General features: G+C 69.7%; 21 protein-coding genes, 1 other RNA gene and 1 riboswitch. Of the genes, 5 read left to right on the top strand and 17 right to left on the bottom strand.

Going from position 1 to position 22,452, the window contains the following annotated elements; translation table 11 throughout:
• Positions 1-333: hypothetical protein (locus HLV61_RS03385; protein WP_369252964.1), on the bottom strand; the 333-nt coding region annotated here is incomplete at its 3' end.
• Positions 334-539: 206 nt separating this feature from the next.
• Here HLV61_RS03385 and HLV61_RS03380 point away from each other — a divergent pair.
• Positions 540-1,181 carry a dihydrofolate reductase family protein gene (locus HLV61_RS03380; RefSeq protein WP_369252962.1) on the top strand — a complete coding sequence of 214 codons (642 nt, stop codon included), beginning with the start codon at positions 540-542 and terminating at the stop codon, positions 1,179-1,181.
• A gap of 99 nt (positions 1,182-1,280) precedes the next feature.
• On the opposite strand, the gene HLV61_RS03375 is transcribed toward HLV61_RS03380, so the two are convergent.
• Positions 1,281-1,850 carry a dihydrofolate reductase family protein gene (locus tag HLV61_RS03375; protein ID WP_369252960.1) on the bottom strand — a complete coding sequence of 190 codons (570 nt, stop codon included), beginning with the start codon at positions 1,848-1,850 and terminating at the stop codon, positions 1,281-1,283.
• Positions 1,851-2,097: 247 nt separating this feature from the next.
• Positions 2,098-2,463 (bottom strand): YciI family protein, encoded by a 366-nt coding sequence (locus HLV61_RS03370; protein WP_369252958.1) that lies wholly within the window; start codon positions 2,461-2,463, stop codon positions 2,098-2,100.
• A 223-nt stretch (positions 2,464-2,686) separates the two neighbouring features.
• On the opposite strand from HLV61_RS03370, the gene HLV61_RS03365 reads away from it, so the two are divergent.
• Positions 2,687-3,253, top strand: a complete 567-nt coding sequence (locus tag HLV61_RS03365; RefSeq protein ID WP_369252956.1) for a dihydrofolate reductase family protein — start codon at positions 2,687-2,689, stop codon at positions 3,251-3,253.
• A 68-nt stretch (positions 3,254-3,321) separates the two neighbouring features.
• Here HLV61_RS03365 and HLV61_RS03360 read toward each other — a convergent pair whose 3' ends face one another.
• The 6 genes from HLV61_RS03360 to HLV61_RS03335 all read right to left on the bottom strand — a co-directional run bounded on the left by HLV61_RS03360 (position 3,322) and on the right by HLV61_RS03335 (position 11,964).
• On the bottom strand, positions 3,322-3,756 hold the full coding sequence (locus HLV61_RS03360; protein ID WP_369252954.1) for a hypothetical protein: 435 nt from the start codon (positions 3,754-3,756) through the stop codon (positions 3,322-3,324).
• Positions 3,757-4,374: 618 nt separating this feature from the next.
• On the bottom strand, positions 4,375-5,175 hold the full coding sequence (locus HLV61_RS03355; protein WP_369252952.1) for an abortive infection system antitoxin AbiGi family protein: 801 nt from the start codon (positions 5,173-5,175) through the stop codon (positions 4,375-4,377).
• A 1,220-nt stretch (positions 5,176-6,395) separates the two neighbouring features.
• On the bottom strand, positions 6,396-8,333 hold the full coding sequence (locus HLV61_RS03350; protein ID WP_369252950.1) for a DUF3732 domain-containing protein: 1,938 nt from the start codon (positions 8,331-8,333) through the stop codon (positions 6,396-6,398).
• Positions 8,330-8,827, bottom strand: coding sequence for a three component ABC system middle component (locus HLV61_RS03345; RefSeq protein ID WP_369252948.1), 498 nt, complete (start codon positions 8,825-8,827; stop codon positions 8,330-8,332). The genes HLV61_RS03350 and HLV61_RS03345 overlap by 4 nt, the downstream gene beginning before the upstream one ends.
• Positions 8,824-10,062, bottom strand: coding sequence for an ABC-three component system protein (locus HLV61_RS03340; protein WP_369252946.1), 1,239 nt, complete (start codon positions 10,060-10,062; stop codon positions 8,824-8,826). The genes HLV61_RS03345 and HLV61_RS03340 overlap by 4 nt, the downstream gene beginning before the upstream one ends.
• A gap of 1,017 nt (positions 10,063-11,079) precedes the next feature.
• Positions 11,080-11,964 carry a nuclease-related domain-containing protein gene (locus HLV61_RS03335; RefSeq protein WP_369252944.1) on the bottom strand — a complete coding sequence of 295 codons (885 nt, stop codon included), beginning with the start codon at positions 11,962-11,964 and terminating at the stop codon, positions 11,080-11,082.
• Between the two features lie 156 nt (positions 11,965-12,120).
• Here HLV61_RS03335 and HLV61_RS03330 point away from each other — a divergent pair, with 156 nt between their 5' ends.
• Positions 12,121-13,230, top strand: coding sequence for a tyrosine-type recombinase/integrase (locus HLV61_RS03330; RefSeq protein WP_369252942.1), 1,110 nt, complete (start codon positions 12,121-12,123; stop codon positions 13,228-13,230).
• A gap of 24 nt (positions 13,231-13,254) precedes the next feature.
• Here the strand turns inward: HLV61_RS03330 and rnpB are convergent.
• Positions 13,255-13,666, bottom strand: an RNA gene (gene rnpB / locus HLV61_RS03325) — RNase P RNA component class A.
• 201 nt (positions 13,667-13,867) lie between these two features.
• Positions 13,868-14,028, top strand: a riboswitch (cyclic di-AMP (ydaO/yuaA leader).
• 271 nt (positions 14,029-14,299) lie between these two features.
• On the opposite strand from rnpB, the gene HLV61_RS03320 reads away from it, so the two are divergent.
• A complete protein-coding gene (locus tag HLV61_RS03320) occupies positions 14,300-14,929 on the top strand; it encodes a hypothetical protein (RefSeq protein ID WP_369252940.1) in 630 nt (209 codons plus the stop codon).
• A 45-nt stretch (positions 14,930-14,974) separates the two neighbouring features.
• Here the strand turns inward: HLV61_RS03320 and HLV61_RS03315 are convergent, their stop codons facing one another.
• Together HLV61_RS03315 and HLV61_RS03310 are read right to left on the bottom strand one after the other, a co-directional pair.
• On the bottom strand, positions 14,975-15,694 hold the full coding sequence (locus HLV61_RS03315) for a PIG-L deacetylase family protein (RefSeq protein ID WP_369252938.1): 720 nt from the start codon (positions 15,692-15,694) through the stop codon (positions 14,975-14,977).
• 61 nt (positions 15,695-15,755) lie between these two features.
• Positions 15,756-16,115 carry a DoxX family protein gene (locus HLV61_RS03310; protein ID WP_369252936.1) on the bottom strand — a complete coding sequence of 120 codons (360 nt, stop codon included), beginning with the start codon at positions 16,113-16,115 and terminating at the stop codon, positions 15,756-15,758.
• A 24-nt stretch (positions 16,116-16,139) separates the two neighbouring features.
• On the opposite strand from HLV61_RS03310, the gene HLV61_RS03305 reads away from it, so the two are divergent.
• Complete coding sequence (locus tag HLV61_RS03305) at positions 16,140-16,892, top strand: sulfite exporter TauE/SafE family protein (protein WP_369252934.1); 753 nt, start codon at positions 16,140-16,142, stop codon at positions 16,890-16,892.
• A 6-nt stretch (positions 16,893-16,898) separates the two neighbouring features.
• Here HLV61_RS03305 and nadA read toward each other — a convergent pair whose 3' ends face one another.
• The 5 genes from nadA to mctP all read right to left on the bottom strand — a co-directional run bounded on the left by nadA (position 16,899) and on the right by mctP (position 22,450).
• Positions 16,899-17,930: a quinolinate synthase NadA gene (gene nadA / locus HLV61_RS03300; protein WP_369252932.1), complete on the bottom strand. Its 1,032-nt coding sequence runs from the start codon at positions 17,928-17,930 to the stop codon at positions 16,899-16,901.
• 117 nt (positions 17,931-18,047) lie between these two features.
• Complete coding sequence (locus HLV61_RS03295) at positions 18,048-18,638, bottom strand: dihydrofolate reductase family protein (RefSeq protein WP_369252930.1); 591 nt, start codon at positions 18,636-18,638, stop codon at positions 18,048-18,050.
• Between the two features lie 167 nt (positions 18,639-18,805).
• Complete coding sequence (locus tag HLV61_RS03290; RefSeq protein WP_369252928.1) at positions 18,806-19,897, bottom strand: bifunctional RNase H/acid phosphatase; 1,092 nt, start codon at positions 19,895-19,897, stop codon at positions 18,806-18,808.
• 73 nt (positions 19,898-19,970) lie between these two features.
• Positions 19,971-20,711 carry a zinc ribbon domain-containing protein gene (locus HLV61_RS03285; RefSeq protein WP_369252926.1) on the bottom strand — a complete coding sequence of 247 codons (741 nt, stop codon included), beginning with the start codon at positions 20,709-20,711 and terminating at the stop codon, positions 19,971-19,973.
• Between the two features lie 95 nt (positions 20,712-20,806).
• Positions 20,807-22,450 carry a monocarboxylate uptake permease MctP gene (gene mctP, locus HLV61_RS03280; RefSeq protein WP_369252924.1) on the bottom strand — a complete coding sequence of 548 codons (1,644 nt, stop codon included), beginning with the start codon at positions 22,448-22,450 and terminating at the stop codon, positions 20,807-20,809.
• Positions 22,451-22,452: the final 2 nt, after the last annotated feature.

Genomic DNA, 22,452 nt, shown 5'->3' with positions numbered 1-22,452 from the left:
GTCGACGGCGTCCCCGCTCAGGAGGGTCGCGTCCGGCCAGTCGAGGGGCTCTCGGAGCGTCGTCGACACCACCGTCGTCGGCATGTTCCGCATCCGGGTGCTCACCGGGTCGTCCATCGTGGCCTGCTCGTCGCTCGGACCCAGCATCTCCACGAACTCCCGGAACGTGGTGGCCCCGAGGACCATCCGCTGCCCCGCCTCGTACGCCGCGAGGCGGCGCTCGAGGAACTCGGGACCGTGCTTGCCCCAGTAGCCGCCCCAGTCGCCGTTCTCGTCGTAGGACCCGAAACCGTCGAGGCTGCAGAAGACGTCGAAGGTGTAGGTCGCGGTCATGACGCTCTCCTCGGGTGCGGTGGGTCCGGTGTGGGGCAGACCGGGCACCACGGGGGAACTCATCGCCACCGGACCCGTGCGACCCCGGCGGTCCCGCGGCGGGGACGCCTCCGCTCGGACGACGCGGGGCCGCGCGGCACCGATGAACGCCGGGTCCGGCGGAGGTCTCCACCGGTGGAAGGCAACCGAGCACGCGGAGGAAGCAGATGACACGGACCCGCATCCACAACCTCTCGATGTCGCTGGACGGATTCGCCACCGGTGAGGGCCAGGCACTCGACACCCCCTTCGGCCACGCCGGCCAACGGCTGCACGAGTGGATGATCGCCACCCGCTTCGGCGCCCCGATCGTGGGACGCAGCGGCGGCACCGTCGGCGTCGACGACGCGATCGCGCGCCAGCACGAGCCGGGCATCGGCGCAGAGATCATGGGCGCGGGCAAGTTCGGCCCCCCGGGCTGGCAGGACGACGCCGAGTGGAGGGGGTGGTGGGGCCCGAACCCGCCGTTCCACACGCCGACCTTCGTGCTGACCCACCGGCCGCGGTCGCCGATCGAGATGGCCGGCGGGACGACGTTCCACTTCCTCGACGCCTCGCCGGCCGAGGCCCTCGACGTCGCGCGCGAGGCGGCGGCCGGCCAGGACGTGCGCATCGGTGGCGGCCCGACCGTCGCCCGCGACTTCATCGCGGCGGGGCTCGTCGACCACGTCCACCTGGTCCAGGTGCCGATCGTGCTCGGCCGCGGGGTGCGGCTGTGGGACGGCCTCGAAGCCCTGGAGGCGGACTACGACATCGAGGCGGTCTCGACACCCAGCGGCGTCACCCACCTCACGTTCACCAAGAAGTGACGGCGCGGGTGGACGCCATGCTCTCGATCTGCCACACCGGCTGCGCGTGGCGGTTCCTGCCCGGGTCGTTCGGGTCCTGGCGCGCGAGATCCGGCGCTGTCAGACAGGCTGCTCGGACTGCTTGCGGACGCCGAAGCGGAGGATGGTGGCGTCTCCCGACCGCGTGCTGCTGATCGGTTCCAGGCCTGTCCTCGCGAGGCCCGGGGACGAGAAGCGGATGCCGTCGCCGAGCAGAACCGGCAGGACGTACACCAGGATCTCGTCGACGAGCCCCCGCTGCAGGCACTGGCCGGCCACGTCGGCGCCGAGGATCTCGAGGTCCTTGCCGCCGGCAGCGTCCAGTGCCGTGGCGACCGCTTCGCCGATGTCGCCGGTGAGGATCGTGACGTTCGGGTCCGGCGGCTCCAGCGGCCTGTGGGTGAGGAGGAACACGGGTCCGGAGACGGGGTAGTCGGCGCTGACCGGCTCCTCGGTCTTCATCCGCTCGCCCACCTCCCAGGTCCGCCGGCCGACGAGCAAGGCGCCGGTGGCCGCTGCGATCTCCGCGAGATCGTCCGGTGCCACGAAGTCGGCGAGAGCCCGGTCATCCCCCCAGTCCATGGAATCCCCGGGACCGGCGATGAAGCCGTCGAGCGACATGCACCGGTTCACGACGACCTTGCCGCTCATCTCCCGACCGCCATCCCTGGGTCGTCACCGCACGTCTGACCCTTCCGAGCCGACGTCTGCGAGACCTCAGCGCGCGCTGTCACGATCCGGATCCTTCCGCCGATCAGGGCAGTCGGGGAAGTGCCGCCTCAGCACGTCCACGCGTGACGACCCGACCGAGCAGCAGCGACGGGTACGGCATCCGCATCCCGGCAGGACGGCGCACCCGCTCCCCGGGCCGGAGGCGCTGGGAAACGGGACACCCCGGTCAGGCCGGGACCTCCTGGAAGGCGCGGACCTCGATCCGGGCACCGAGCGCCTTGGACGCCTTCGCGGCCCAGTCGACGGCAGCCTCCCGGTCCCTTGCCTCGACCACCCACAGGCCCCCGAGGTACTCCGGCGCCTGCGTGTACGGCCCGTCGGTCAGGGCGAGGTCGTCGCCCGTGTGGTCGACGGTGACCGCCGTCGAGGGCGGGTGCAGGCCACCCGCGAAGACGAGGGCGCCGGACCCCGCCAACTCCTCGAGGAAGGCACCGGCCACTGCCAGCGTGGCCTCCAGTTCGGCGGGATCCATCGACGCCATCGTGGGCTCCTCGGCCGAGTCGTGCGGCATGGACAGCAGGTACTGCGTCACGGTGACCCTCCGCGGTCGTCGTGGCGGCCCGTCTGGCCGCGCTCACGAGCGGATGACCCTCTCCGCCGCCCGATCTCATCGGTCGAGGCCCGCTCGCTGATCCGCGTTCGCCGCACCGGCGGTGTCCCCGCCCGGCCGTGGCGAGAGAGGACCGGCGGGACCGATGAGAACGTCCGCGTCCGCCGGTCCGAGCTCCGGACCGAGTCGTGGACCAGGAGGATGCATGCGGAAGATCGTCGTGCACATGATGCTGTCGCTGGACGGCTACTTCGAGGGGCCGGACCACGACCTGAGCTGGCACCGCGTCGACGAGGAGCTGCACGCGCACTTCAACCAGCAGCTCGCGACCATGAGCGCCTTCGTGGAGGGCCGGGTCACCTACGAGCTCATGGAAGCGGTCTGGCCGACCGCCGACCAGGACCCGGACCACCCGCCGGTGATGCACGAGTTCGCCGGCATCTGGCGCGCGGTGCCGAAGATCGTGTTCTCCCGCACGCTGCGGGAGGTCGGCCCCAACGCCTCACTTCGGGCAGAGGTGGACCCCGACGAGATCCGCGCACTGAAGCAGCAGCCCGGCGGGGACATGACGCTCGGCGGGGTCGACCTGGTCGAGACCTTCCGCCGGCTGGACCTGATCGACGAGTACCGGCTCTACGTCAACCCGGTCGTCGTCGGCCGCGGTCGACGGCTGTTCGAGACCGCCGACGAGCCGACCGACCTGGACCTGGTGGAGACCCGGCAGTTCGGCAACGGTGTCGTCCTGCTGCGCTACGCCGTCCGACGTCCGTAGGACCGGGTCCGACACCCCTGAGCGGCCCGCCACGGATCGGACACGGGGACGCTGCTGCTTGCCGTGCATCACCCTCGTTGCCGGCGTCGGGCGAATGCCTCCCAGGGTGGGGCGGGCATGAAGGAGCCGTCCTCGTACTCCCACCACCCTGACGGATGGCCCTCCTGCGTGGCGAGGGACTCCCCCAGGTGGACGGTCAGGAAGCGGGCCGCCGCCTCCTCGTCGGACAGCGGCTCTCCCCATGCCTCCGTACCGTCGGCAGCCGCACCGTCCAGCAGGTGGACGAGTTGCGTCTCGTCGAAGTGCAGCCGAACCGTCTGCCCATCACGGAGTTCGAGTTCCACGACGCCCTGTTCCGGGTCGAAGCCCGTCACGGTCTCCCGGATCTCGGTGGACGTCTCCCACCGCTCGGACCGTCCGGACCCACGACGGACGGAGACCTCGACCTCGCCGCCCAGTTCGCCGACGAAGCGGCGCAGCAGGTCCGCGGCCCTCGGGTCCATCCGGTCAGCATGTCCGCGCACCCGGCGGCGTGTCACCTGAGAGGCCTCGACGGCGTCCCTGGAGGCGCCGCCATGCAAGCCGGTCAGAGGAGGCGACGGACGAGTCGGCCTGTACGCCGGGGACGGATCCGGGGATGTTGATCAGCGTTGTCCGACACCGGATATGCCTGTTGACCTGCGGCTTCGCCGTTGGCAGCTGCTGGTCAGGATGACCCGCGATTGACCGTGTTGAGGAACGACTGAGGAACGCCCCCAGTCGTTGCACCCGCGTCGGCGGTCGTTGAGCAACGGCCGCGGCGCATCCTGGCGAGGCGCACGGACGAGACAGAGCCCCGCACGGCTGGGGCGACTTGGGAGGCTTCGGTGCAGTTCGCTGCAGCGCAACTCCGCAGCTCAGTGCGCTGCGCGGTCAGCTAGGGAAACGCGCCCATCACCCTGAAAGACCGCCTTAGGCCACCGCAGTGGCACCCCGCGGAGGCCGCCTAATAGAGGAAGGGAGCCAACGGCCAGCATGTACCGGAACGCGTCCAATAGTGACCCCTGACACCGGTATTGCAATCAAGCAGTTGGCGTTGGCGGGCAACGACACCCCAGAGCGCAGTCACGAGCCGTGCCGCCTTACTCGTAGATGGATGCCACGTCGGCGGACAGGACCCAGGACCAACTGATGCCGTTGAGGTATGCCACGAGTTGGTCGCGCACCGATCCCAGCAACTCCGGAAAAGTCTCGTCGGCGGCCTGCTCAGTTTCCCACTCATCCACAATCCAGACATAGCCGCCGTCATCGACCGGGAGGCTCTCGGCTGGATTCTCGAAGGTCAGGAAGTACTGCTGGACCAGATCCTCCACATACTCGACCAGGGGCTGCGGAGATGCAGCCACAATGAGGTCGTGCTTTGGATGCATGTATAGACCATTCAAGGCGGGCACTTCACCCACGCCCTCTGGCGTGATGACGAAAGATACGTCCGCGAGATCGAAGCGAAGGTCTCCGCGAACCCGCCACTCGCGCTCCCAATCCCACTCGTACCTGCCGGGCATCACGAGATCCATGAACGGCGTAAGGTCCCACATAGGATTGGCGAAATCACGTCGCGTCACTAGATCGCGCAGGTGCTCATTGAGCTTGCATGCCTGGTTTGACCCTTGATCGATGTACCAGACTCGTGCACCCCGCTTGCTTCGGAGGAAATCCTTGGTGAAGGCGATACCGTAGTTGCCGTGGCGGCGGGTAAGCCGCTCAATCTTGTCCAAGGGCACTTCGCTGAAGCACACGGAGCGGTGCAGACTCCGCACTTCATCCACGTTCCGCGCCCAACTGAACCCAAACAGCGTTCCCGACGCCTGCAGCTGACCCGTCGCAAGGATTTTGGCGAGGACATTTGGGCTCTTGGTGAAGTGGACGACGAACTGCGACATGTCCTCCCAAGCTACGTTTCGGGGATCGCCGAGCAGGTGTTCGGGGACATCAGTCGGGCCGCCCACAACGCCGAGTGTTGCATGACGGCCAGCCGCCGGTCGCTGCGACCTCGCACGCTGGCTAGATGTCCTGGCGGAGACGTTGGTCCAGGACGGGTAACCAAGAGGTTTGAATGACGGATCTTGTGATGGGGGACCTCCGAGCTGGAGTGGAGTTGCTGGAGGCGACCACACCCCCCGGAGGTTCTCGCGCTCCACGCTAACGCCGTCCTGACCCCGCGCCAGCGCCTGCGGCTGGCCCGGGAGGTCGTCGAGGACAACTGGCCTAAGAGCCAGCCGCGGGAGTCTTCGCAGTGGCCTACAAGACCGCCAACCGGTAGGCCGAGCGGTATAGGGCCAAGGCAAGGCCGGGATGACCGATCGCTCCACCCGGCCGCAAGCCAGCCCGGCCAACGCCGATGTGGCGACGACAAAGTCGATCTTGCAGCTGCGGCTGTGCAAGCGCGGGGGCGCGGTCCGGCCGGCCGCGGAGTGTGAGGTGGCGCGTCAACCGCTGAAGCCGCGTTGCTCCGCTGCCGGATTAACCGGCTGTCCCGGTTAGAGCGCCGCGAGCAGCCCTACGAGCGCGGGCACCCGATAGCCTGTTGCACGTCGACATGAACAAGCTGGGCAACATCCCGGCCGGCGGCGACTGCTGGCTCCCTCGCCGGCGACGGAGCAACGCCAACCGGCATCACGACGGTGGCCAGTCCGCAGCCGCTGAGGCCAGCCGCTGATGCGTCACGGCTTCATCCATGTCCTCCTCGATGACCACTCCCGGCTGGCCTACGCCGAGATGCACGAGGACGAGCTCGCCACTACCGCCACTGCCGTGCTCCGGCGGGCGACCAACTGGTCCGGTGAACGGGGGGTCCACCCCGCAGCGGAAGCTGACCGACAACGGTGGCTGCCACCGGAGCGGCGACTGGGCCGCGGACTTTATCGAGCTGAGCATCACTCCCAAGCGAACCCGGTCCTACCGGCCGCAGACCAACGGCAAGGTCGAACGTTCCAACCGCGCTTTGACCTGCGAGAGGGCCTTCACCCAGTTCTCACCACCGAAACCGACCGCCGAGCAGCCTTGGCTGATTGGCACACGAATACGACCACTAATGGCCCCACACCGACAACGGCGGCCACCCGCTCATCAGCCCCTTGGCCAACCTCCCCGGTCGGTACATTTAGCCCTCGTACCAGGCCTTCGGAATCAGCGCCTGACCCCCTCGCCACCGCTCCACGACAGACTCTTGGAACCACTCATCCTCAAAATCGGCATGGTCGAATGCGATTACTTGAAGCGCACCCTCGAGTCGACCCGTAACCGTATGCATCAATCGATACAGTTGGCGCGTGTGTTCGCGGTCCACATCCGCTAGCTCGTCGAGATCGCCACCCTCCTGGCGATCTCGCGGGAAGAACGCCTGACTTGGCTGGTCAACAACAACAAAACTGGGAACGGGGCGCCTACGAGTGATGAAGAACTCCTGCAGGGCCAAGTAGGCGGTTAGGTGATAGCCTACCCAATTCATACCACTGCCGATCTCGCCAGTGTCCATATATGCGGGCCCATCCGGCGTATCGGCCACAATCGTAAGACGATCGGAGTCGATGCGGGCGCCGTCTTGAGAATGTTCAAGGCCCAACTCACGCGCCCAGTCGGTCATGCGCCGGCTTATGATATTGAGGATTGAATTTACGCGGGATCTGAGCGCGTCGGGATCAAGTTCACTAGTCAGCCCTTCAATGTCGCGAGTAAGAGCCTCAACAGCCGCCCTGAGCGCGTCCAGTTCCGCATCAGAGGCAAGCGCTGTCGTCTCCAGGAACTGAGCGATTCGCCCCTTGGTGAAACTCTGCTGCTCCCACAACTGCCGACGCAAGCGACGTAAGTCGTCGTCGCGCGATAAAGACTCAAGGGCAGCCTCTACCTCATCTAAAGCCCTTCGGATACTTGTACGAGCCTCCACCAGGTCTGCCCTGGCGGATTCGACGCGTGGGCGGTCACGCCGCGCTGAGGACAGCCTGTGGTTGACCGCCTCTAATTCGCTGCCAATGCTCGTCTCCCAGTCAATCGACTCCGGGAGCTGGTGGCTACACAGGGGGCATTCTGCGTCCGGCGCGGCGTCTGGCATGAGGCCAATCGATGCAAGCCGGGACCGATGCTCGTTGAGTTCGATGATGAAATCATCCTCGATGTCAGCGTAATCATCCAATCCTCGCAGGGCCAGGGAGTTGGCGCGATACTGCGCCCTGAGATCGGCCCGCCGCGCGATCAGGTTGTCCGCTTCTTCCCCCGCCGAACTAACATCCCCGTCGCGCAGACCGTTCACCAAAGCCGCCTGCAGGACCTCGAACGCCTCTGGCCAGCTCGTGATAACTAGACTGCGCTCAATCAGACCCGCCTCCCGAGCGTTGGCGAGGAGGCCGCTTACGCGTCCGATGCCGCCCTCTCTCATTTGCTCGATGCCCGCAAGTTCCTGACTGCGCGACCGCAGCGTTCGTCGGAGGCGGGCCAGCTCTTCACGCTTGCGCAGTGCGTCAATTCCTTGCGCCCCAAGGAAGTAGGGAAGCGTGTCCCTGATTGTCTGGGGTTGCCATTCTCTGTTCTGGCGATGAAACAGAATATCGGGGTTCGCCACCTCGCCCTGCCCTTGAAAGCAATAGTAGAGCGAGTGCACAAAGGTTGCGGACAGGGGGCGCCGAGTCTGGCCCACGGCCGGCTCGTTGAGGTTATCCTCGATTCCCAGCAGGCCGCCCAAGTAGTCCCGCAGCTCCACGGCGGAGATGTTCGCCTGCAGCTGACTCATATCTGGAACTGTCGACTGCCCGATCACGAGCGAGGCACGGGTTGTCGTGGCGCCGTGCGGCGGAGCAGGCCGTCCGATGAAGAAGGACGTCTCATCGACATGCGCAAGCAGTCCGTACCATTGCACCGTTCGTTGAATTGGTCCTAGCGGTGCGTGAGGACTGTTGTCGCCGAGTAGGAAGCGCAGGATTGCGATGATGCTGGTCTTGCCCGTCCCGGACTCGCCAGTGATTATATTCAACCGTCCGGGCCTGAAGAGAATAGATCGCTGCTGTCCTTGCGGCCCATACAGCACCAGTTGGTCCAGTTGCATCATGGTCGAAGTCCCCAAAGTGCCAGAGTGGAAGCGGTGTCCGTCTGCTGACTCCCCAACCACCGCCCCATGAAGCTGGCGGCTTTCACGCATCCTGACCAATCTTCCGTGGGTTGAAGGAGTTTCGGACGTCGTCGAAGTGGCCGAGGTGCTAAGCCATCATTGGCAGCAGCAAGTGCCTGATGCCGAAGCGAGAAGACGAGTCCTTGAGATATTATGGCGCGCAGACTCCTGACGCGGCTTGGGAACCCTGCAAGCACCTCAGGGTTGCCTCGAATCCATGCCGACATGTATGCACCGGTAGTTCCGGGCAACACTTGGCGGTCGCGGGCGTGTAGGGCTATAGGCAGAGATAGATAGAAGTACGGAAGGGGCATGCCTCGTTCCGCTCGCGCAAGAAAACCCGTGGCGCATGCGTGGGCGAGTACTGAGATGAACGCGGGGTTGAAAAGGGCGCGTTGTTCTGGAGTAGCGCTAGTGGCGTAAGGCGCGCTCATGCGGTGTTCCGACCATCCCCATAATTTCCGGCCGCGTCAACGAGGTGGCGGAGGCGGTCAATCCATTCAGGATGCCATCCGATACGCAATTGGTCGGCAAGTAGGTGCAGGGAGCCGTGGGGTACGTAACCAGATTGCACGGCACTGCGAACTTCCGGAAGGGCGCTGCTTTGCAGGCGCAGGAGTGCGCTTCTACCCTTGCGCCGCATCTCGTCCTCGTCGGTGGAAGCGCGCTCGTCGCCCTCCTCTTCCGGCAGGAAGTGACGGCGCCACTCATCGATTAGTCGCTGGTCATAGATGGCGAGTTCGTTGATGTGAAGAAGACGTTCACGTTGCCATCTCGACCGTTGGAGGAACGCACGATTGTGGTCGTAGACGGCCTGTCTAATGCGGCTGCTGTGCAGGGAAACGAGTCTAAGCTGTTCTACGAAGACGCGGTCATCCTCCTTGAGGTCGGTCGGCGATGGTTCCGGCAGAGTTGCGTAATCCAACGGCAAGTCATCATCTCGAAGCGCCTGCCGAATATAGTGGAGCTGATTCTCGACCTCAACCATTGTGATCGCGTCGGGGGTTCCAGACGCCACCAGGGTCAAGTGACGGATGGTTCGAGCCTGCCACCAACCCCTGAGGCGTTCGGCGAGGGCCGCGCGACGTTCGCCAGTGACTGATTTTCTGAGCGAGCGATCTAGGGCGGCGGCTATGTCATCAGCCTGGAGCCACCCATCAATTACGAATACCCGGTCTAGGAGGCGGCATCGGCTTGAGGGTTCGAGGTCGAGGTAGGCCTTGTAGTACGCTTGATTGTCGACATTCGTGGACGATTGAGCCGAGGCCTCTAACGCCGCGGCGGCTTTCCCGCAGTCTCGCATTGGCAGCATGCATGTAAGCGCCGCGGCGGCGGATCCGGTGGGCGCCTTCGCAGTGGACAGTAGGATATAGGAGATATCTTCACTCGGCACTGCTTCGACGATCCAATTGTGGAGCGTCTTCCATATGTCGGGGCTCGCATCTCCGAGGCTGCCAGCCTTACCGACGTGATGCTTGGACTGCAGCAATTCTTTGGCGTCCCCACTGGTCGCGTCTTCAAAGACAATATCCTCGAGTGTCTCTATGCTTACGGCGAGGTCGACATTGGTGTCCATGCGTTGGAGCAGGAGGACCAGCGCATAATCAACTTGAGCCAAGTAGCCAAGCGCAGGACCCGCAGCAGAGAACTGATTTCCAGCAACCGCCATGGTCAGATGCTACCGATCGCATGCGCAGCGTCACGCGTCTTCACCGTCCGCAGCCTGGCGGCTCTCGTGAGGCAAGCCACGGCTGCATATGTGGCCGCGACGGACATCGCAGGCGGCATGTGCCGTCAGCTGACGCGTCAGGGCACCGCCGGTCGGCCGTAGCCGAGGGCCGAGGAAGCGGGTGCCTGGTCGCGCCAGACGATTCCCTACGCGCTGCGTCGCGGGTTCGCCAGCCCGGCGGCCTCAATGGGGGCCGTTGCGGGCGAACCTGGGCGGCGGCCCGCCTCGACCACACACACGACCGCTGCGGCGCCCTTGGCTTTGTCCGCGCCAACGGAAGCGTCCAAGCCGGCGACTCCATCGCCGCGACGGCCAACCCTACCGCTAGCAGCTAGACGCGCATCACTCCCAGCGAGCGAGTGGTCGTTGTGGCTGTCCGCCTCTCACTGACTCGGCGACCACCCGGGCCGAGAGCTCGGAGGCGGACGTCAGGCTCGCCTTGCCGATGTCTAGCCCAGCGATCCGCTCGAGCAACACCTCTATCTGGGACCACTCCTCCCTGGCGACGGCCGGCGGACGCCGTCGGGAGGGTCCTCTGCCGAATACACAGACACACGCGCACCTTGGCAGCAATCGCAGGCACCCGGATTCCCCACGCCGTACATCGCAACGGGCCCGAGGGCAGCAGTGTGCAACGACGTCGCCGGACGGCCCTGGGCTTCAATCCTCACCAGCAGCGATACAAGGACGCGAGCCTTCACACCTCTTGCATCTCGGCGACGGAGACGGCTGCGACTGAGGCAGGGAGTCTTCACCCGCGGGCACCAAGACCCATCTGCACGTCATTGCTCCCTCGACTAACTCGGCACAACGAGTCGCTGACCCGACAGTGCATGAGGTGTGTCGCCTCGTGATCATGGATGCTCCAGTGGAGCTGGATCGTCGGCTCCGGGTCAGGCGGAACAGCCAGTGCTGCGGCCTCAGGACATGTGCGGTCGAGGCAGCCCTACGGCTGACTCACGAGCTACGAGGGAAGAGCTGCAACAGGTCGTCGTCCGCCGCTGCCGCCAGCTGAGCCACCTGATCGCGGTGCAATCTCTGCGGCCGGCTGATGAGCCACTCGGCCAGGTGCTCCCCCTCGACGTAGGTCACCCCGCCGGCGCTCTCGACGCGCTGCGGGAACCGTGCCCACACCACGACCACTGGTTCGGGCTGAGGGACGGCCAAGCCGCTCCGGGATGCAAGGGCACGGGCTACCGCAGTCCCGGCACGTGCCTGCCTTGCACGCTGCCCACGGGCCGTCCACGCCGCGTCCGGGTTGTCCCTCGGCGTGACGGTCGCTCCGGCGTCGTCGACGTTCACCACGCCGCTCCACGCCTTGCTGTCGAGCACGAAGACGCCGCCGGGCCCGACCACCAGGTGATCGACGTTGCCGGCTCCAGGCCAGTCGAGGTCGTGCACCACGTGCCAGCCCGACCGCACGAGCGGCCTCAGCTCCCGTTCGGTGCGCCGCTCGCCCTCTGCTCCGTTGTTCCAGCTCTCGATGTGCTGCGGCGGCGTCCTCCAGGCGATGACGAAGAGCGCCAGGCCTGCACCGAGCACGACGCCACCATTCCAACGCAGCCAGCCATCCGAGAACGCTGTGAGGGCGACCGCCGCAACCAGAAAGGGCGACACGATCAGGAGCAACGGTCCGAGGACGCGGCGCCGCCATCGACGGCGCAGTCGCCGGTAGTGCTGCGCGGCGTAACGGCCGGCTCGTGACGAGCGTTTCCACGAGCTCACGACGTCACCATCGGCCAAGCGATCCTCGACAGGAGCCGACCGGTTCCGCATCTCACCACTGCCGGGGAACTGGAGATTCTCTGCAGCGCCGTCTGCAGGGTGGGCGGACAGCTTCAAGCCTCCGGTCCAGCTGCGGCGAACGAACCGCTGCCCGTCCACAGGTGCAGGCCGGTCCACAGATCCCTCGGCATGGACCCGATGCCTGCAGCCACGCGCTAGCCCGGGTGCAGCGGCCGGAGATCCCGCCCGCTCTGTCCCGCGGGAGGAGACGGCATGGCGAGCATCTCAAGGCGACCCAACGGCACGTGGCAGGCCCGCTACCGCGCCGCCCCCGGCGGACCGCAGAGGTCCCGCGTCTTCACGCGGAAGGTCGATGCCCAGCGCTGGCTCGACGAGGTCCGCGCCAGCATCGTCACCGGTCAGTACGTCGATCCTCGCGCCGGCCGCCAGACCGTCCGGGAGTACGCCGAGCAGTGGCGCGCCGCCCAGGTGCACCGACCGACCACGGCCGCCCACGTCGAGACGATGCTGCGCCGGCACGTCTATCCGAGCCTCGGTGACAAGCAGCTGTCCGCCGTCCTCCCGAGCGACGTGCAGGCCCTCGTGAAGCGCCTGTCCAAGACGCTCGCGCCGGGCACCGTCGGCGTCGTCCACCGCATCCTGTCCGCGGTCTTCAAGGCCGCCGTCCGGGACCGCCGCATCATCGCGTCGCCCTGCACGGGGACACGACTGCCCAAGGTCCACAAGCAGCGCATCGAGCCGCTGTCGATCGAGGCCGTCCGGGCGCTCACCGACGCCGTCCCCGAGCGCTACCGGGCGCTGATCACCCTGGCCGCCGGCACCGGCCTGCGGCAGGGCGAGGCCCTCGGGCTGACCGTCGACCGGATCGACTTCCTCCGCCGGCAACTGACGGTCGACCGGCAGCTGGTCACCATGCCCGACCGCCCGCCCTACCTGGCACCGCCCAAGACCCAGGCCTCGGTCCGGGTGGTGCCGCTCCCCCAGGTCGTCGTCGACGCCCTCGCCGCCCAGCTCGCGCGGTGGCCGAGCGACGGGTTCGTCTTCACGACCGACCTCGGCAACCCGATCCGCCGGACCGCCTTCTCCGCCATGGTGTGGCGCCCAGCCGTCCGCGCGGCCGGCCTGGACGACACCGTGACCTTCCACGGCCTCCGGCACTTCTACGCCAGCCTGCTCATCCGGCACGGCGAGTCGGTGAAGACCGTCCAGGCCCGGCTGGGCCACGCGAGCGCCTCCGAGACCCTCGACACCTACAGCCACCTGTGGCCGGACTCCGACGACCGGACACGCGCCGCGGTGGACGCCGTGCTCGCTCCCGCGGCTGAGGAACATCTGAGGACCGGGGACCCCCGCCGAACCTGAACGCGCAGGTCAGGCGAGGGGCGACGGACGAGTCGGCCTGTACGCCGGGTTCTGTCCTCGGGCGCCTCGCGGCCTCCCGATGGGCGGTCATCCATCTAGGCCCGTCGTTGCCGGCGGGCTCGAGCGGTCCACCCGCAGGCTCGGGCGGGCAGCCCTCGAACGCCTGCGCAGGACGACGTCCGGTTTCCCAGCCGCCGTCCCTTCTCGACCTTGCTCCGGGTGGGGTTTACCGAGCCGCACCGGTCACCCGGTGCGCTGGTGGTCTCTTACACCACCGTTTCACCCTCACCAGCGGCGAGCCGCTGGCGGTCTGTTCTCTGTGGCACTGTCCCGCGGGTCACCCCGGGTCGCTGTTGGCGACCACCCTGCCCTGTGGAGCCCGGACGTTCCTCGGCGACGGGGTCTCCCCCGCCGACGCGACCGCCCAGCCGACTCGTCCGTCGTGCCGGCCAGTCTACGGACCTTCGACGGCTCCGGACGGAGCCCGCGGCGCCGTCGACACGCGACGCCCGAAAGAGACACGCCGGTGGCGACCAGGCAACTCACCAATCGCACCCGGTTCGGTTTGTCACAAGCCGATAACACCCCTACGGTTTCGGCGTCCGGCAGGTCGTCACCACCCCACCCGGGGGAGCCGTGCCGGACGCCGCCGAGTCGTGATCCACCTCGTGGACGCGAGCCGGGGACCCACCGAACCACTGGGGTGAGTCCCGCCTCCGAGCCCGCTCGGAGGTGGGTAGGGCGCAACCTCCCGCCCGAACCCGTCAGCTGACCCGGTAGGCGGCTCCAGGAGAGAACGGAGAACCGCACACGGGGTGCGCCACCGGCGCCCTGCCCCGGCGTGCCCGCACCCCTTCAGACACCTCCGCGGCGACCCGCTCCGCACGCCCGCCGGTCGCCGCGTGACGGGAACGGACCTCGACGGTCCCCGCGTCGGCCTGCCATCCAGCGGGTCCTCCGCCTGCGGCCCTGTGTCCGGTTGCCCGTCCGGCTTCGCGCCGTCCCTCGTCACGTCGGGAGCCGCCCATCCACGGCGGCCCCGGACCACTCGTCAGGAGCTCTCTTTCCCATGCCCTCGAACACCCACCGGCGCACCGTTCGCCGATCCCTCACCGTCGGCGCGCTCGCGGTCACCTTCGGCCTGGCCGGTCAGACGGCCGCGCAGGCCGACCACGGCCGGGACTGGGACCGCGGCTCGGACCGCTGGGACCGGACCGCCGCCGCGGCGCCCGCCCAGCAGGCCGCGCCCGCCCCCGCGGCGGCACCGGCCGCCGCGCCGGCCCCGGCTCCGGCAGCAGCGGCGCCGGCCGCAGCGGCGGCCACGGCGGCGGTCGCCGTGTCGGCCGACCTCACCGGCAAGCCCACCTCGACGTCGACCGCCTACAGCTCCTGGGCTGCGCACGTCCGCCCGGTCGTCGCGGAGGTCACCCAGACCTTCGGGGTGTCCACGGTCCTCACCCGGCCCGGCCACTCCCCCACCCAGCAGCTCGCCGCCGACTTCATGGTCTACGCCGACTCCGCCAAGGGGAACGCCGTCGCCCAGTACGTCATCGACAACGCGGCGCGGCTGAACGTGGAGTACGTCATCTGGCAGCAGCGGATCTACATGATCGGCGGCTCCGGCTGGTCGGCGATGGAGGACCGCGGGTCCGCCACCGCCAACCACATGGACCACGTCCACGTGAGCTTCAACCCCTGATCGGCCGGGACGCGGCCCCGGGTCCTCCGGGGCCGCGTCCCCCGCTCACCCCCCGTAGAGGGCGAACCCGGCCACCCGCCGGCCGTCCACCTCGGGCGTCGCCATGTCGACCTGCCGGCGCGCCTGGTGCTCGACCGGGTCGTCCGACAGCGCCTCGAGGTAGCGCCGGTGCTCGGCGAGGGAGGCCACCGCACGGTCGACGACGCCCGTGACGTCGACCGTGTGCGTCACCCCGAACGGCGTGGAGACGGCGGTCCAGAGCACGCCGCGCCACGGCTCCTGGGCAGCGAGCTCGGGGAAGATCCACTCGTTGGCCGCGTCCCCCACGGCGTCGAGCGTGCAGCGCCCCAGCGCCCGGTGGTCGGCGCTGTTCCAGTACGCCGGCGCCGTTCCCGGCGGCGTCCACGTGTCGGCGGGGTGCATCGTCACCACCAGCTGCGGCCGGTGCCGCCGGATCGCCGCGGCGAGCGACCGGCGCAGGCCCGGGCCCTCGGTCAGCCGCCCGTCAGGGTGCCCGAGGAACTCCACCACCGACACGCCCACCACCGCGGCCGCGGCCCGCTGCTCGCGCTCGCGCAGTGGCCCCGCCTCCTCCGGCGGCAGCCCGGCGATGCCGGCCTCGCCGCTGGTGGCCAGCACGTACCGGACGTCGCGCCCGGCCGCCGTCCACGCGGCGACGGCGGCCGCGCACCCGTACTCGACGTCGTCGGGGTGGGCGACGACGACGAGCGCACGTTCCCAGTCGTCGGGCAGCGGTTCGGCCATGCGGGGCAGTGTGCCCGGGATCGGCCCGCCGCGGACCTGCGGACAGCCGCGACCCCGAGGCTCAGCGCCCGCGGGCCACCCGCAGCGCGGCGGCGATCATCGGCGCCTGCAGCGGCAGCCGCACCGCCGCGGCCGCCAGGAACGCCGGCCGGCCGCGCGCCACACGGACGTGGTGCAGGTGCGCCGGCAGGAACGAGGTCAGCAGCCCGGCCGCCGCCCAGCCCCCGGCCCGCCGGGTCGCCGGTGCCGCCAGCAGCGCCGCGGTGCCGACCTCGGCCACACCGCCGCCGAGCACCCAGGCGCGGGCGTCGCCGAGCTCGGGCGGCACCAGCCACTCGAAGGTCCGCGGCCGCGCCAGGTGCAGCACGCCAGAGCCGCCGAGGGCGGCGGCCAGCCAGGTCGCCGGGGCGGGGAGGCGCATGGCGTCACCGTAGGCTGCCGCTCCGTGTCAGCCGCCGACCTGCTCGTCGCGGCCGCGGTGTCCCTGGCCGCCGGTGTCATCAACTCCATCGCCGGCGGCGGGTCGCTGATCCTCTTCCCCACCCTCGTGGCGCTGGGGCTGCCGACCGTGGCGGCCAACGTGACCAACTCGGTGGCGCAGTGGCCCGGCTACCTCGGCGGGATGGTCGGGTTCCGCCGCGAGTACGCCGGGCAGCGCGGCCGGATGGTGCGCCTCGGCGCCGTGGCGGTCCTCGGCGGCACGGCCGGCAGCGTCCTGCTGCTCACCACGCCGAGCGCGGCCTTCGACGTCGTCGTCCCGGTGCTCGTGCTGCTCGCCAGCCTGCTGCTCGCCGTCCAGCCCCTGCTGACCCGCCGGCTGCGCGACCGCGACGACGCCACCGTCCGCGACCCCTGGTGGCTCTACCTCGCGCTGTTCCTCGCCACCGTCTACGGCGGCTACTTCGGCGGCGCGCTCGGCGTGATCCTGGTCGGCGTCCTGGGCACCGCCCTGCACCGGCTGCAGCTGGCCAACGCGCTGAAGTCGGCGCTGTCCGCGGTGACGGCCAGCGTGACGCTCGTCGTCTTCGGCCTCTTCGGGCCGGTCGCCTGGCAGGTGGTCGCCGTCGCGGCGCCGGCCAGCCTGGTCGGGGGCTTCGTCGGCGCCCGGATCGCCAGCCGGATCCCCACGACGCCGCTGCGGGTGTTCATCGTCGTCTTCGGCGTCGCGGTGTCGGTCTACCTCTTCAGCCGGATCTGAGCCCCGCTACTCGCCGCCGCGGCCGGGCTCGCCGATGGCCACCATCGCCTCGACGGCGCGACGCGCGCGGGCCGCGGTCTCCGGGTCGACGTCGATGGCGCCCTCGCCGGTGCGCAGCGTGTGCAGCAGCTTGGCCGGGGTGATCATCTTCATGTAGCGGCAGGCGGCCCGCTCGTTCATCGGGATGAACGCCGTGCCGGAGTTGAGCGACCGCAACTGGTGCAGGATGCCGACCTCGGTGGCCACCAGCACCTGGGAGGCGCGGGTGGTCGCGGCCTCCTCGACCATCCCGCCGGTGGACAGCACGCGGGTGCGGTCGGCGGGCAGGTCGCCGTGGCTGACCAGGTCGAGCACGGAGGTGGTGCAGCCGCACTCGGGGTGCACCAGGATCTCCGCGTCCGGGTGCGCGGCCACCTGCGCGCGGACGTCGGCCGGGCTGATGCCGGCGTGCACGTGGCACTCCCCCGCCCACACGTGGATGTCCTCGCGCCCGGTCACGCGCTTGACGTGCGCGCCGAGGAACTGGTCGGGGCAGAAGAGGATCTCCCGGTCGGCCGGGATGGAGCGGATGACGTCGGCGGCGTTCGACGACGTGCAGCAGATGTCGGTCTCGGCCTTCACCGCGGCGGTGGTGTTGACGTAGCTGACGACGACGGCGCCGGGGTGCTCGGCCTTCCACTCGCGCAGCTGCTCGGCGGTGATCGAGTCGGCCAGTGAGCACCCGGCGGCGTGGTCGGGCAGCAGCACGGTCTTGTCCGGCGAGAGGATCTTCGCCGTCTCGGCCATGAAGTGGACGCCGCAGAAGACGATCTCGCGGGCGTCGGTCTGCGCGGCGACCCGCGACAGGTACAGGGAGTCGCCGGTGAAGTGGGCGACGTCCTGGATCTCGGGCACCTGGTAGTTGTGCGCGAGCACCACCGCGCCGCGCTCCTCGGCCAGCCGGCGGACCTCGGCCGCCCAGGTCTCGTACTCGGCGGGCGACAGGGTGCGCTCGTCGCCGGCGACGGCGGGGGTGGCGGGCGCGATGGTCGCGGTCACGGGGCTCCTCGGGGCTGCGCGGGAGGCTCATCGTCCCCGCTCCGCCGACGACGGCGGGAACGGGGTGCCCCGTACAACGCCGCGCTCCCCGGCCCGCTTCCCGCGTGCGCCGCGAGGTCAGCGCCGGACGTCGTAGACCAGGTGGGTCACCCTGCTCCCCTGGACGACCTGCGGGTCCTCGAACTGGATCTCCGGCGGGCCATCGGCGCCGAAGAACGGCCTGCCCGAGCCGAGGACGACCGGGACGAGGCACAGCACGACCCGGTCGACCAGGCCCGCGCGCAGCGCCTGCCCGCCGACGTCGCCGGCCGTGACCGTGACGTCCCGGTCGCCGGCGAGCGCTTTCGCCCGCTCGATCCCGGTGGGCACGTCGGGCACGAAGCTGAACGGCGCCGTGCCGAGGTGCGGCCAGTCGTCGGCGGGCCGGTGGGTCACGACGACGACGTGCTCGCCGTTCGGGGGCACGCCCGCCCAGCCGTCGGTGATGTCGAACAGCCGGCGGCCGCAGACCATGACGGCCATCTGCGGCGTCGTCGCGCGCAGGAACTCCGCCGTCTGCGGGGTGACGGAGAAGGGCCGGGCCGGATCGCTGAACGTCACCTCGACGTCGCCGTTGCCGTACCAGTCGAACAGCGGGCCGGGCATGTCGTCGTCGCGGCCCACGTACCCGTCGAGCGACACCGCCGCGAACACCACGACCGCACCCATGGCGCACCTCCTCGCTGCCGGCTCCCCGGTGGAGCCGTCCACGAGGGGAGACGGGCGGCGCGTCCTCAACTCATCGGTTGAAGAACATCCCGGTCGAGATCACGTGATCTCGCACGCCACGAGCAGGCCGGACGTGCGAGATCGCGTGATCTCGCCGGGAGGGGGGCCTAGCGCAGGTGGGCGGTGTCGTTGACGACGCGGACGGAGGTGCGGCCGTCGGAGCTCCACGCCACCGTCGACAGCGACGCCGCCTCGAGGAACACCCGGTGCACGACCTCGTCGCCCACCCCGAGCCCGGCGGCGAGCAGCAGCTTGATCGGGGTCACGTGGCTGACCACGAGCACCGTCCTCCCGGCGTACCGCTCGAGCAGCCGCGTCCGCGCGCGGGCCACACGCCTCGACACGTCGGCGATCGACTCCCCGGCGGGCGCGGCCACGGTGACGTCGGCCGTGAACCGGCGGGCGGCCAGCGGGTGCTTCTCGCGGGCCTCGGTGGCGGTCAGCCCCTCGAGGTCGCCGAAGTCGAGCTCCACCAGGTCCTCGTCCAGCTCCACCTGCAGGCCCAGGGCGCCGGCCACGACCTCGGCGGTCTCCCGCGTGCGGCGCAGCGGCGAGGCGACGACGACGTCGATGCCCAGCTCCCCCGCGCGCACCGCGGCCGCCTCGGCCTCCGCCCGGCCGGTGGCCGACAGCGGCAGGTCGTTGCGGCCGCTGTAGCGGCGCTCGGGCGTGTGCTCGGTCCTCCCGTGCCGCAGCAGGTGTGTGACCGTGGTGACGACCGGAGCGGGCTCGGCGGGCTGGACGTCGTCCTCGGCCACCGACGGCTCGGCGGCGAGGTCGCGGTGCACGGGCGTGCCGTCCATGGCGCTGTTGGCCAGGGCGTCGGCGGCGCCGTTCTGCGCGCGCGGCACCCAGGTGTAGCGGACGCTGCCCAGCTGCCGGGCGAGGTCGCGGGCCTGGACGGCGAGCTTCTGCATGTCCGGGTGCTTGATCTTCCAGCGGCCCGACATCTGCTCGACGACGAGCTTGGAGTCCATCCGCACCTCGACGTCGGCACTCGCGTCGAGGTCCAGCGCCGCCTGCAGCCCGGCCACCAGCCCGCCGTACTCGGCCACGTTGTTGGTGGCCCGGCCGACCGAGGCGGCCCGCTCGGCGACCACCCTGCCGGTCTGCGCGTCGCGGACCAGGGCGCCGTAACCGGCCGGGCCCGGGTTGCCCCGCGATCCCCCGTCCGCCTCGACGACGAACCGGCGGCTCACGCCGCCGCCTCGCTGGCGCTCGGCGGAGTCGTGACCCAGGCTGCTCTGCTCATCGGTGAGCTCGCACGCTCGCTCACAACCCGGACTCGGCGGTGCGCACCAGGATCCGGCCGCAGTTCTCGCAGCGGACCACCTCGTGCGGGTCGGCGTTGCGGACGGCGGCGAGCTCCCGGCCGTTGAGCTCGATGCGGCAGCCCTGGCACGCCCGCGCCCGCAGCATCGCCGCGCCGGTGGTGCCGGTCTGGGTGCGGATGCGGTCGTACAGCGCCAGCAGCGGAGCGGAGAGGCCGGCGGCGACCTCGTCGCGCTCGGCCTGGTGGCGGGAGGTGGAGTCGGCGATGTCGGCCAGGGCGTCGTCGCGCAGCTGCTCGGCCCGTTCCCGGTCGGCGGCGGCCGAGGCCTTCCCCGCCTGGGCGTCGGCCAGCGCGGCGTCGGCGGTCTCCCGGCGCTCCATGAGCTCGAGCACCTGGTCCTCGAGGTCGGACTGCCGCCGCGCCAGGGACTGCAGCTCCGACTGCAGCGAGGTGATCTCCTTCGCCGTCGCCGCGCCGGAGTCGATCCGCGCCTGGTCGCGGCCGGCCCGCTGCCGGACGGTGTCGACGTCGGCCTCGAGCCGCTTCTGCTCCCGGTCGAGGTCACGCACCTCGGTGTCGGCGCGGACCTCGGCCTGCGCGAAGGTCCGCTCCGACTCGGCCGCCGCCTCGACGGCGGCCACCTCGGGCAGCGTGCGCTGACGGTGGGCGAGCTGGGTGAGCGCGACGTCCTCGTCGGCCAGGGCCAGGAGCTTCTGCTGCTCGAAGTGGTCGGCCTTCACCGCCTCAACCTATAGGGGCGACGCCTCGTGTCCCGGCTCCCGTGCAGGGGCCCGCCGCGAGCCTGCGAGCGGCGCGGGGCACGGGGGTCCTTCGGCTACCGGGGGACCGTCCGCTCCCCCGCCGCTCCGGGCGGTGCCGACTCCAGCGGGTCGGGCAGGTCGCGGAAGGTCGGGTCCTCGCGCTCGGCGGTGTAGTCGGAGTCCGCCGTCCCGTCGACCCCCTCGGACACCTTCGCCGCGCGCAGCGCCAGCGTCACGAGGACGGCGACGACGAGGTTGACCAGCAGCGCCAGCAGGCCCGCGTACACGCTGGAGGCGGCGTCGAGACCGAGCTTGGACAGCGCGAACGACGACCCGCCGAAGTGCTCGCGGACGACCGTGCCGTCCGGCCCCAGGCGCGGGATGTTGTAGAGCATCAGCAGGCCGGCGGCCATGCCGGCGAACCAGCCCGCGATCAGCCCGCCGCGGTGCAGCCAGCGGGTGTAGAGGCCCAAGGCGACCGCGGGCAGCGTCTGCAGGATGATCACGCCGCCGATGAGCTGCAGGTCGATGGAGAACTGCGGGTCGATGAACAGGATGGCCGCGACCGCGCCGACCTTGACCACCAGCGAGGTCACCTTGGCGACCTGCGCCTCCTGCCGCGGCGTGGCGTCCTTCTTGAGGAACTCCTTGTAGATGTTGCGGGTGAACAGGTTGGCCGCGGCGATCGACATGATCGCCGCCGGCACCAGCGCCCCGATGCCGATGGCGGCGAAGGCGACGCCGGCGAACCAGCTCGGGAACATCTCCTGGAACAGGACCGGGACGATCGTGTTGCCGTCCTCGCCGATCGGCGTGACACCGGCGGCGATCGCCATGAAGCCCAGCAGGGCGATGAACCCGAGCGCGAGGCTGTAGACCGGCAGCGCGCTCATGTTGCGCTTGAGCACGTCGCGGTTGCTGGCGGCCAGCACGCCGGTGATCGAGTGCGGGTACAGGAACAGCGCCAGCGCGGAGCCCAGCGCGAGGGTGGCGTAGCCCAGCTGACCGGTCGCCGGCAGCAGCACGCCGGCCCCGGTGCCGGCGGAGAACTTCTCCTCGGCCGCGCCGAAGATCACGTCCCAGCCGCCGAGCTTCGTGGGGATGACGATGACGGCGACGATGATCGTCAGGTAGATCAGGGTGTCCTTGACGAACGCGATCAGCGCCGGTGCCCGCAGCCCGGAGTTGTAGGTGTAGAGCGCCAGGATCACGAACGCGACGATGAGCGGCAGCTCGCCCTCGACGCCCATCGCCTTGAGGATCGCCTCGATGCCGACCAGCTGGAGGGCGATGTAGGGCATCGTCGCGACGATGCCGGTCAGCGCGACCAGCAGGGCCAGGCCCGGGGAGTCGAACCGGGAGCGGACGAAGTCGGCCGGGGTGACGAACCCGCGCACGTGGCTGACCGACCACAGCCGGATGACCACCAGGAACACCAGCGGGTAGATCACCACGGTGTACGGGACGGCGAAGAACCCGGCGGCACCCGCGCCGAACATCAGCGCGGGGACGGCGACGAACGTGTAGGCGGTGTAGAGGTCACCGCCCAGCAGGAACCAGGTGATCCAGGTGCCGAAGCTGCGCCCGCCCAGGCCCCACTCGTCGAGGTGCATGAGGCTCTCCGCGCGCCGCCAGCGCGCGGCGACGAACCCCATGACCGTGACGATGAGGAAGAAGACGATGACGATCGTCAGCTCGACGACGTTGACCCCGTCCACGG

Origin of the sequence: Geodermatophilus amargosae (assembly GCF_041028265.1) — a bacterium.
Taxonomy (GTDB): domain Bacteria; phylum Actinomycetota; class Actinomycetes; order Mycobacteriales; family Geodermatophilaceae; genus Geodermatophilus; species Geodermatophilus amargosae_A.
Note: the sequence above shows the minus strand (reverse complement) of the source record. Positions and strands in the feature narration are given on the sequence as shown.